General features: G+C 44.1%; 11 protein-coding genes and 1 tRNA gene. 9 read left to right on the forward strand and 3 right to left on the reverse strand.

The window, feature by feature from the left end; translation table 11 throughout:
• The coding region (locus QZV24_RS09320; protein WP_363138167.1) for a glucosaminidase domain-containing protein at positions 1-1,247 on the forward strand (1,247 nt) is incomplete at its 5' end.
• Between the two features lie 313 nt (positions 1,248-1,560).
• Here the strand turns inward: QZV24_RS09320 and QZV24_RS09325 are convergent.
• On the reverse strand, positions 1,561-2,817 hold the full coding sequence (locus QZV24_RS09325; RefSeq protein WP_294523194.1) for a metallophosphoesterase family protein: 1,257 nt from the start codon (positions 2,815-2,817) through the stop codon (positions 1,561-1,563).
• A 148-nt stretch (positions 2,818-2,965) separates the two neighbouring features.
• Here QZV24_RS09325 and QZV24_RS09330 point away from each other — a divergent pair, with 148 nt between their 5' ends.
• Positions 2,966-3,394 carry a PaaI family thioesterase gene (locus tag QZV24_RS09330; protein WP_294523196.1) on the forward strand — a complete coding sequence of 143 codons (429 nt, stop codon included), beginning with the start codon at positions 2,966-2,968 and terminating at the stop codon, positions 3,392-3,394.
• A gap of 55 nt (positions 3,395-3,449) precedes the next feature.
• On the opposite strand, the gene QZV24_RS09335 is transcribed toward QZV24_RS09330, so the two are convergent.
• Entirely contained in the window at positions 3,450-4,448 is a 999-nt protein-coding gene (locus tag QZV24_RS09335; RefSeq protein ID WP_294523198.1) for a PRC-barrel domain-containing protein, read from the reverse strand.
• A gap of 29 nt (positions 4,449-4,477) precedes the next feature.
• A complete protein-coding gene (locus QZV24_RS09340) occupies positions 4,478-5,944 on the reverse strand; it encodes a tol-pal system YbgF family protein (RefSeq protein ID WP_294523200.1) in 1,467 nt (488 codons plus the stop codon).
• A gap of 250 nt (positions 5,945-6,194) precedes the next feature.
• On the opposite strand from QZV24_RS09340, the gene QZV24_RS09345 reads away from it, so the two are divergent.
• The 7 genes from QZV24_RS09345 (at position 6,195) to rpsR (ending at position 10,248) form a co-directional block, all read left to right on the forward strand.
• A complete protein-coding gene (locus tag QZV24_RS09345; RefSeq protein WP_294523201.1) occupies positions 6,195-6,470 on the forward strand; it encodes an HPr family phosphocarrier protein in 276 nt (91 codons plus the stop codon).
• An 84-nt stretch (positions 6,471-6,554) separates the two neighbouring features.
• Positions 6,555-8,261 carry a phosphoenolpyruvate--protein phosphotransferase gene (ptsP, locus tag QZV24_RS09350; protein ID WP_294523203.1) on the forward strand — a complete coding sequence of 569 codons (1,707 nt, stop codon included), beginning with the start codon at positions 6,555-6,557 and terminating at the stop codon, positions 8,259-8,261.
• Positions 8,261-8,938: a uracil-DNA glycosylase gene (locus tag QZV24_RS09355; protein WP_294523206.1), complete on the forward strand. Its 678-nt coding sequence runs from the start codon at positions 8,261-8,263 to the stop codon at positions 8,936-8,938. The genes ptsP and QZV24_RS09355 overlap by 1 nt, the downstream gene beginning before the upstream one ends.
• A gap of 75 nt (positions 8,939-9,013) precedes the next feature.
• Positions 9,014-9,089 (forward strand) — tRNA-Gln (locus tag QZV24_RS09360).
• Between the two features lie 180 nt (positions 9,090-9,269).
• Positions 9,270-9,554 carry a 30S ribosomal protein S6 gene (gene rpsF / locus QZV24_RS09365; protein WP_290655584.1) on the forward strand — a complete coding sequence of 95 codons (285 nt, stop codon included), beginning with the start codon at positions 9,270-9,272 and terminating at the stop codon, positions 9,552-9,554.
• A gap of 19 nt (positions 9,555-9,573) precedes the next feature.
• Positions 9,574-9,999, forward strand: coding sequence for a single-stranded DNA-binding protein (gene ssb / locus QZV24_RS09370; protein WP_294523208.1), 426 nt, complete (start codon positions 9,574-9,576; stop codon positions 9,997-9,999).
• Positions 10,000-10,014: 15 nt separating this feature from the next.
• Positions 10,015-10,248 (forward strand): 30S ribosomal protein S18, encoded by a 234-nt coding sequence (gene rpsR / locus QZV24_RS09375; protein WP_290655588.1) that lies wholly within the window; start codon positions 10,015-10,017, stop codon positions 10,246-10,248.
• Positions 10,249-10,333 lie beyond the last annotated feature (85 nt).

Here is a 10,333-nt window from a genome sequence, read left to right on the forward strand (position 1 = left end):
AAACTTTAACAGCTGGCGAGCATATCTCCCAGCTCGTTGAAACGCTAATTGGAAGATTTTTCTTCTTAAAGAAGAAAAATTTGAACAATGGCGTTATAATGACAATGACAATGGTAATGCTTCTCGGTCTTCATGGATCGTATGCCGGAGCAAAGGGCCTTAGCAGTTATCGTCCAGTTATTACATGGGAAAAAATGTCAGCCCTTGATGCGGTGACCTTGTTTGGACCAGCCACTGTGAGTCAGGAACAGATGGTTAAATTCATTCGGTCCCGTAGCCCGGAGCCAAAGTTAAATTGCTCTTTGGAAGAATTGGTGGGGTATTACTACACCGAAGGCGATATTGAGGGAATACGGCCGGATGTGGCTCTGTGTCAGGCTTTGAAGGAAACGGATTTCTTTCGCTATGGCAATGATGTGAATTATAATCAGAATAACTATTGTGGTTTGGGGGCTACCGGAAACAAGGCACCGGGAAATAGCTTTTTGACCCCCCAGCGGGGGGTGCGGGCCCATATTCAGCACCTTATTGCTTATGGTTCCAAGAAAAAACCGAAGCAGGAGATAATTGATCCACGGTTTGATTATCTGGTGGAGCATTATCCACAATATCATGGTGTGGCAGTATACTGGCCTGATCTGAATGGGCGTTGGGCTGTACCGGGAACGACTTATGGTCAGGAAATTCTGAAGCTGTGGCGCCAGGCCCAAAATGAAAATTATGAAACCAGTCAGCTGAAGCTTGATTTGCAGGAGGCTGAGTCCAAGCCTAATGACGCTTCGGCTTGGCAACGGGTGTATTTGACAGCCCGTCAGGCCGGTAACTACAAGGTAGCGACCAAAGCCTGTGCCAAGCTGACTGAATTGGATAACCGAGATGTAGTGGCATTCATTCATTGGGGCGATATACTGCGGGAATGGGGTAAAAATGAGGAAGCGTTGGCTGCCTATGATAAAGCGCTGGAGCTTCGCCCAAAGAAGTATCAGGCGTTGATGGGTAAAGCCTATCTGCTGGCTATAATGGGTGAAAACCAGCAGGCCGCGGAAGTATATGAGAAAATTTTGGCCGGCAAGGCGGATCATTCATTGGCTTTGTATAATCATGGCTGTCTTATGGCTGCATTGGGAAATTATGAACAGGCCGTATCTGAGCTCAGGCAGGTGGTTGGCCAAATGCCTGATAACAGCGATGTGAGGGCTTCTTTGACTGAAGCTGAGCAGCTGTTGGCTGAAAATACGCAAAAATAATCAGAAAATTAAAATAGCAGAAGTTTACACCACGAGTGTATAACATCTGCTATTTTTTGATGCAATAATTTATTGTTTTGAATTGTTTGACAATTATTTTGAAAAGAAAAAAAGGCGGAATCCACTCCGCCTCATTTAAGGTCTTGTGACGTTCGCCGTAATCAAAATATAAGTGCTACAAAACGACGAGGCCACCTCTTGACCTTGATGTATACATTATACGGCTTGCTTATAGCACTGTCAAGCAGAAAAATTAAAATTTTATTAGAAAAATTTATAGGAAAATAGGACTAAATGTTGGTTAGACAATTTATTATTTTTTATTATTTAATATACACATATCCATCATTTTTCCGTTAGGGAGGAAACATTGTACTGTCAAGCTGGACTCGTTACCCTCTAAAACAAGATAGTTGCCTCGTTCCGGTTGAGGGAGCATTACTTTGTCAAAGCGCTTGGTACGCGGTACATCGTAATAGCAATTGCCGGCTACGCCTGTATCAATGTATATTGGACCCTTATCAGATGGTTCAAAATTAAATATGTGGTCATGTCGGCGATAAGTGTGTTGATGAGCTGTTAACACTAGATCGATTTTCAGCTCATCAAATACGGGCATAAAGGTTTTTCCCACAACATCAATATCTGCCAATGGTTCATTGCTGTCCAAATTATCATAGTTTATTACATCCTTGTGCATAAGAACGACCTTCCAAGGCATACCAGAGTTTGCAATATCTCTCTTTAGCCATTCCAGTTGCTCCGATACCAGTCCGGAGCGTATAGGGTCTATTTCCTCAAATTGAGTGTTTAGGGAAATAAAATGCACTGGTCCGTAATCAAAGGAATAATAATAGCCTGGAAATTTTTTGCTGAGATTGTTTGGTAAAGAAAAATAATTAAGATAGGCTTTTGGCAACCGACATTTCCAGTTTATATTATAGGTTTCATGGTTTCCCATAACAGGTGCAAAAATACGCTCTGGCATAAAGGAAGCAATGGCATTAAACCATTGACGCCATTGGTATCCGGCTTCACCATTATCCACCAGGTCCCCCATGTTGATAAAAAGATTGGTACCAGGATTGGCCTTGAAACCGTTGGTGGCAATATCCCTCCAGGTTACATAGCCATCGGAACACTGGGAATCTGGAAAAATCAGTGCTTTTATGGAATGATTTCCGCTGGTTTTTAACTGATACCAAGGTGTAACGGTATCATCCTGTCGTATTTGGTAGACATACTGAGTATTGGGCTGGAGATTATCCAGATGTACCCGATAAACAAATATTTTCTCTCCGTCATCCGTAAAAAAATGGCATTTGGCCATATGAATAGTTTCTTCGCCTGTACCGGATTTCAGTACCACATCAAATTTTTTGTGAATGTTTTTGGAATGCCACATAATGGTGCGGGAATAATTGCTGTTTTCGGTGATGAGCTGCCGGGGATACAAAATATCATCACTGACGGCACCTGCACTGGCCGAGGTAAATTTGCCCAATATGGTAGAGAATACACTGGCCAGAGATAACCGTAAAAAAGCTCTTCTGGAAATATTACTAAGCATATAAATGGCTCCTGTCATATTTTAAAGTGAATATTTTTCTTCTTTGGGGAAGAAAAATATGAACAATTGCGATATAATAGCCCTTGTGATACAACTAAATTATATCATAGTGAAATATAGAATGAAATTTAATCAATGAGGTGTAACTATGTCGAATACTGTATTGAAGAAAATAACAGATGTTTTGCAGGAGTTCTATAAACAAAACCCTTATGTGGAGCTCTTGAAAATATCTATAGATGAGGTAAAGGCAGGTCAGGTAGTTCTAGGGATGGATATAGAGAAGTTTCATACCAATTTTTATGAACTGTCCCACGGCGGAGCTTTGATGAGTCTGGCGGATACAGCTATGGGAGCCGCCTGTTTATCCTGTAACAAAAAAGTTGTTACCTTGTCATTTGATATGAACTTTATCAAGGGAGCACCTTTGGGAACGGAAATAAAAGCCACTGGGCGAGTAATTCATAATGGTTCCAGGACGATGGTGTGCGAAACCGATATGATAAATGAGGATGGCGAACTGCTCTGCAAAGCCACTGGCACTTTTTTTGTGGTTGGTAAACTGGTAGAGGAGTAGTATCAAGGAATAAAAAAGCGTTGGCATATAGCCAACGCTTTTGATTTTGATAAGATTACTGAACATTCAGGGTAAGCTGCACAAACATACCGGAAAGTTTGGCTCGTTGGATAACTTCATCAGTGATTGTGTCACCCTCGTTTACGATAACCACCCCAGTAGGAGAAGTCAAAGTGCGCCGTGCCTTCTTATTGATAATGAAGCGACGCTGTCTGTCCACAGTAGCACTGTCAGCTGCCTGCTGGAGTGAATCTGGCTGATGCTCCTCAGCAGCTGGCTCAGGCTCTGTCTCTTCTTCAGCAGGTTCCTCATCCTCCTGTTCAGCAGCGGCTTCTTCCTGATTGTCTTCGGCAGGTTCATCCTCTGTTGCTGCCTCTTCTGCTTCGGCAACCTCCTCTTCAGCTGGTTCTTCCTCGACTACAGCCTCTGGCTCCGGAACTTCCTCGGCGGTTTCTGCAGTGGCTTCAGCTTCTGACTCAGAGGCGTCCTCCTCAACGCTATCAGCAGTTTCTTCAACAACCGTTTCTTCGGCAGGTTCATCTGCTGGTGCTGGAGCTGCATCAGTTAAATTTTCAGTTTTTTTTTCCCCGTCTACATCAGAATCGATGATAGTAACCTGCTTACCAAAAATGGAAATCTGATCAGAAGTGATTTCAGACAGGCTGCCATCTGGAGATTCAATTTCGCACTTTTCAATCTTGCCGCCTTCGCCGACATAGATTTCGACTACATTACCCTGGATAGTACCTGATTTGGTAATAGCCTTTGTACCGATAACCTTTACATTTTCATCCATCATGGTCTCATAGTCACCGGCATCCTCAAGGGTGAGAATGGTTTCGCTGTTGACAACAGTTACGGCGTCAGCACCGATAGCTACTACAGAGGAATACGGTAAGAGCTTTACACCTCTGTACCAGTCTTCATCCTCGATAATGATGGCGGCAATGGCACCGTTCTTGGCATCGATGAGCAGGCTCTTGCTCATACCCAGCTCACGGCCTTCGGTAATACTGATTACTGGCAAGCCAATAATCTCAACACTTTTTTTCATGGAAAATTCCTCCTAAAAATTTATCAAATTCAACGAGACTTTCTGTTGTTGTAGATAGACTCGATTTTTGACATATATTCCTGCGGAATATCATAGAATGGGATTTCACCCAGATTTTCTTCCTGAATAACGGAATAAACCGTTTCCAGGTAGAGGATACTGTCCTCAAATTCTGTCACCATATCAGAGCTTTCGGCCACTGTCGGAATGGACAGGGCTTTTTTGAAGGATTTGATGGCTTCCTGATAATGACCATTATCCTTCTGCATATTGCTTATTTCAATTACCAGCATCGGTGCACAGGCATCGTCAGGATATTTGTCAAGGACATATTCATAGGCCTGCAATGCCTTTGTCCAGTGAGCTGTATCTTTTAATTCAAACGCATAATCCAGCATATCATCCAGGTTATCCATACCGGTAAGCTTCTCATCGACTTCGGTATCAATAACTGGAGCTGTTACATTCTCAGACTCAGGCTCAATAACATCTTCAGGTTCGGATTCGCTAATTTGCTCTTCCTCAGCCTCAGCTTCAGTCACTGCCTCAGTGTCTTCGGAGACAGGCTCAACCTCAGCTTCAGCCACTGCTTCAGTGTCCTCGGAAACAGGCTCACCTTCAATCTCAGCCTCAGCTTCGATATCTGGTTCTGGCATCTCAACTACATCAGTTTCAATGCTTGCTTCTGAGTCTTCCGCAGATTGTGTCTCAGCTTCAACAGCTGTTTCCGGAGTTGCCTCTTCCACTATCGGCTCAGAAGCAGGTTCTGTTGTAACCGGTGCTTCTTCAACTGGCTCAGCAACAAAAGCCGCTTCTTCGGATTCTGGTTCCTGGGTTTCTGCAAAAACTGGCCCAACAGGCTCCTCTCCGTCTTTTTTGAAGAAAAAGGCTGATTCGGAAACAGGCTCTGGTTGTGGCTCTGAAACCGGCATCTCAGCGATTTCAGATTCCAAAACATCTGCTGCAGCGGCCAGTTCCTGTTCGGATATAATAGCATCTGCTTCGCCAGAAACTGGGTTGTCTGCACCTTCGGCAGGGTTGTCATCTGCAAGCAGACTAGCCGCTTCCGGCACAGGTGCCATTTCATCAGCATTGGCAGTTATTGCGTTATTGGCAACCAATGCTGCAGCTTGTTCAGCTGCCAGTTTACGGGCCTCCCGACGCTCTTTAAAGCTGCGATAGAGGCTTTTAAGCATTTCCAGGAAGGAAAGCGGCTCCCGGCCTTCTGCACGAGCCCTGGCCCGACGGCGAATCATATAGCTGTTGTAAGTAGTAGCCACAGCTGTAGCCGCAAGAATCATTACTCCAAGGACTACAAATCTGAATTGGTCCAAAAATGGTGATACAGTGATGGACAAAAAATTGATAAGCAAGGCAAAAACACCACAAAATACCAAAGATGACAGCTTCAGCTGCATCTGAAACATATTTGATATCTTGTATATTGCCAAAATAACGACAGTCATAATAACGGCTGTCATAACGAAAAATACCAAATAACATCACCACTAAATATATACAATTGAGATGTTACATAAACACTCACAACTATTTCTTTATTCGACACTTCAAATGATAAATCCTGCGCAAATTGATGAAATTTTAAAAAATCAAACCTCTTTTGCAGGGATATGTTTAAAAATGTCGAATAAAAATAGTTGCAGAATTATGTTCTCAACATACTGTCCATATTATATTATATAATACGGCATTATGCAAAATGTATTTAGCGGAAAGAGGTACCATATGCAGGAAGTAACTACAAAAATTTTAAACAAGGTTGGGTTGCACGCCCGTCCAGCTAAGGAGCTGGTAAAATTCAGCAAGGGAATTCAGTCCAGTGTCACAGTCAGTTATAACGGTAAAAGTGCCAACATCAAGAGTATGATGGCAGTTATGGCACTGGGAGCCAAGCAGGATGCGGAGGTTACCTGGAAAATTGAGGGGCCTGATGAAGCTGAAGTGGCACAGAAAATAACCGAAATGGTGACCAATGGTTTTGGTTTTCCGGATGAATTGTAAGAAAGAGACTAGTTGGTGGGAGCTTTAATCCCCCACTGAATTTAATGTAATAGCAGCAGGATAGCTCTTGTGGGAGGATTTGGCATGTCAGTAAGTATCCAGGGTAATGTTGCCCTAGAGGGAATATCAATCGGAAAAATTGTCAAGGTGGATCAGTCATTGGATGGCTATGTGGCATCCTATACTCCGGGCACAGCGGAGGAGGAACTTGCCAAGCTGGAGGCGGCTCTTGAGGCTATTTCAGCCGAAATAGACGAAAGCGTGGAAAAAATGCGGGCGGCTGGACAGGACGAACAAGCGGATATAATGGAGGCCCATTCCTTCTTGCTGATGGATCCCATGTTCACTGATATGATGAATGACAAGGCCAGAGAACTGGCTAATGCCCCTGCTGCAGTACTGGCTGCGGCCAATGAAACAGCTGAAATATTGGCTAATATGGAAGATGAGTATATGCGGGAGCGGTCCCAGGATGTGCATGATATTGGCCGACGGGTAGCCAGATTTGTTTTAGGTGTGAAGGGGATTGAAGTTGGTGATGAGCCAATTATTCTTTGCGGTCATGAGGTTGAGCCTTCAGTGATTGCCAATATCCCGGACGACAAGCTGGCTGGTGTGATCATGGGGCAGGGCAGTACTACCTGTCATGCAGTTATAATTGCCAAATCAAGAGCTATAACCACGATAGTTGGCCTGGAAGAGCGGATTGGGGATATTCCGGACGGAGCCAAGGTCCTTATGGACGGCAATGCAGGCATGGTTATTGTAGAGCCAACTCAGGATGAATTGTCCTCCTATGAAAAACAAATGGCTGAGCAACAGGCGGAAATGAAGCGATATGAGGCTATGCGGGATTTGCCGGCGGAAACTACTGATGGCAAAGTTGTACAGCTTACCGCCAACATCGGTCTGCCCGATGATGCTGAAGCGGCAATAAAGTATGGAAATCAGGGTGTAGGTTTGTTCCGCTCGGAATTCATTTTTATGGGCCGGGATAAAATTCCGTCAGAAGAGCTTCAGTATGAAAATTATAAAAAAGCAATTCTTGCCTGCAAGGGCGAGCTGTGTGTTATTCGCACCATGGATATAGGTGGTGACAAACCGTTGCCATATCTGAATATTGCTCCAGAAGATAATCCTTTCCTTGGCTATCGGGCAGTCCGCATCAGCCTGGAACGGCCGGAGCTGTTTATGCCACAGCTGCGGGCTATTTTGCGGGCAGGCGTCTTTGGCAAGGCGGCCATTATGGTGCCTATGGTTATCAGCGTCGACGAAGTAAAGTCTATCCTGGCCATGGTAGACAAGGCTAAAGCTGAGTTGGAGACTGAAGGGAAGGAATACGCCAAGGATGTTCAGGTGGGGATAATGGTGGAGACTCCGGCAGCAGCTGTTATGACACCTGTTTTGGCCAAATATGTGGATTTCTTTAGTATTGGTACCAATGATTTGGTACAGTACACTTTGGCGGTAGACCGGATAAATCCTCAGGTAAGCAAATTATATGACCACTTCCATCCAGCTGTATTGCAATTGATTCAGCGGACTATTCAGGCTGGTTGCAATAATGGCAAATGGGTTGGGATGTGTGGTGAAATGGCCAGTGACCCATATGCGGCAGTTATTCTTATGGCCATGGGGATAACGGAGCTTAGTATGAGTGCTCCTTCCATACCAAAGGTAAAGGAAAAAATCCGTTCAGTGTCCTTGAAGGAAGCCAAGGATCATCTGGCTAAAGTGATGGAACTGGAAACTGGGGCTGAAGTGCGGGAATATTTGAGGAAAAATCTATAATGCAGATATTTAAAAATGATTGGGAGCAGTATCTTCAGGAAGAAATGCAAAAGCCCTATTATCGGGAATTGCGGCAGTTTCTTATCGGTGAATACCGCAGCCGTCAGATTTTTCCCGATATGTATTCTATTTTTAATGCTATGCATTACACCAGCTACGCTGATACTAAGGTGGTTATATTGGGCCAGGACCCTTATCATGAGCCGGGACAAGCCCATGGCTTGAGCTTTTCTGTGTTGCCAAATGTTCCGCCACCACCTTCCTTGATAAATATTTTCAAGGAACTGGAAACGGATTTGGGATGTACGATGCCTGATAATGGCTGTCTGGAGCCTTGGGCCAGACAAGGTGTATTGCTGTTGAATGCTGTACTGACAGTACAGGCACATCGGGCGAATTCTCATCAGGGAAAAGGCTGGGAAATATTTACTGATAAAATAATTTCTCTGCTAAACCAGCGGGAAAAGCCAATGGTGTTTATTTTGTGGGGCAGTCCGGCCCGGCGGAAAAAGGCGATGATTACCAATCCGAAGCATTGTATTATTGAGTCGCCTCATCCGAGCCCTTTATCAGCTTATCGGGGTTTTTTTGGCAGCAGACCGTTTTCGCGGGCCAATGAATTTTTGAAATCTGTAGGTCAGGAGCCCATAAATTGGCAGTTGCCAAACATAAAATAAGTGTTGACAATCATAATATGGTTTAGTATAAATCATAATATGGTTTAGTATAATATCGCTTGTCAAAATGACGATAGGGGTATCGCCAAGTTGGTAAGGCACTGGATTCTGAATCCAGCATTCGTAGGTTCGAGTCCTGCTACCCCTGCCATTGAATTATTGAGCACTGCTTTGGCAGTGCTTTTTTGTTTAAAATATTTCTTGCACTAATGTTTTTTCGATGGTATAATTTTTTAGTCACAAGGACAAAGATAGTTTCAAATTTTGTTTGATAACTTTCTCTGCTCCTTATGGAAGTAAGGAGCCAAAGACCAAAGAGGGAGGTGATTTCGTGAGAAAGTACGAAGTCATATTCATTGTTAAACCAATGGAGGAAGATGCAACTAACGCTGTTGTTGAAAAGTTCATCAAGCTGGTTGCAAAGAATGGCGGTACTGTAGATTCCGAAGATCGTTGGGGCAAGAAGCGTCTTGCTTACGAGATTAAGGACAGTGCTGAAGGCTACTATGTTCTGCTGAATGTTACCGCAGAGCCTGCTTGTGTAGCTGAGGTTGACCGTGTTATGAAGATCAACGACGATCTTCTCAAGCACATGATCGTTCGTGTAGAAGAGTAATAGTTTCGGGAGGTAGTCCATGAATAAGGTTATACTGGCCGGCAGATTGGCACGGGATCCGGAAATGAGATACACAACTTCTGGCAAGGCCGTTGCTTCATTTAACCTGGCTGTAAATCGCCGCTTTAATCGTAATGCTGGTGATCAGCAGCAGACGGCCGATTTTATTCCGATAGTAGCCTGGGAAAAGCTGGCTGAGATTTGTGGCAATAACCTCGTAAAGGGAAGTCAGATACTGGTAGAAGGCCGTATGCAGGTGAGATCCTATGAGGGTCAGGATGGAACCAAGCGTTATGTGACCGAAGTGGTTGCCAACGAGATTGAGTTTATGGGTTCCAAGCAGCAACGGGAAAGTTCCGGCGGTAGCTTTACCCCGGTAGAGTCCGCACCATCAACCGGTGGTTTTGGCGGCAGCCAGGTATCAGATGACGATATTCCATTTTGATAGGAGGGAATATACTTGATTAAGCGTGATAGAAGCAGAAGACCTCGTAAGAAGGTTTGCAGTTTCTGCGTAGATAAAGTAGATCAGATTGATTATAAGGATGCAGGCAAGTTGCGTCGTTATATCACCGAGCGTGGTAAGATTTTGCCTCGCCGTATTTCTGGCAACTGCGCAAAGCATCAGCGTCAGGTTACCGTTGCTATTAAGCGCGCTCGTAACATCGCTTTGTTGCCATTTACTGCTGAGTAATTTTACAAAGATGTGGAAATTGAGTAATCTTTTCCACATCTTTTTTATTTGCAGGAAAACAGCGTGACATCAATCAGGGTTACAG

This window comes from uncultured Anaerovibrio sp., from assembly GCA_902786545.1.
Taxonomy (GTDB): domain Bacteria; phylum Bacillota; class Negativicutes; order Selenomonadales; family Selenomonadaceae; genus Anaerovibrio.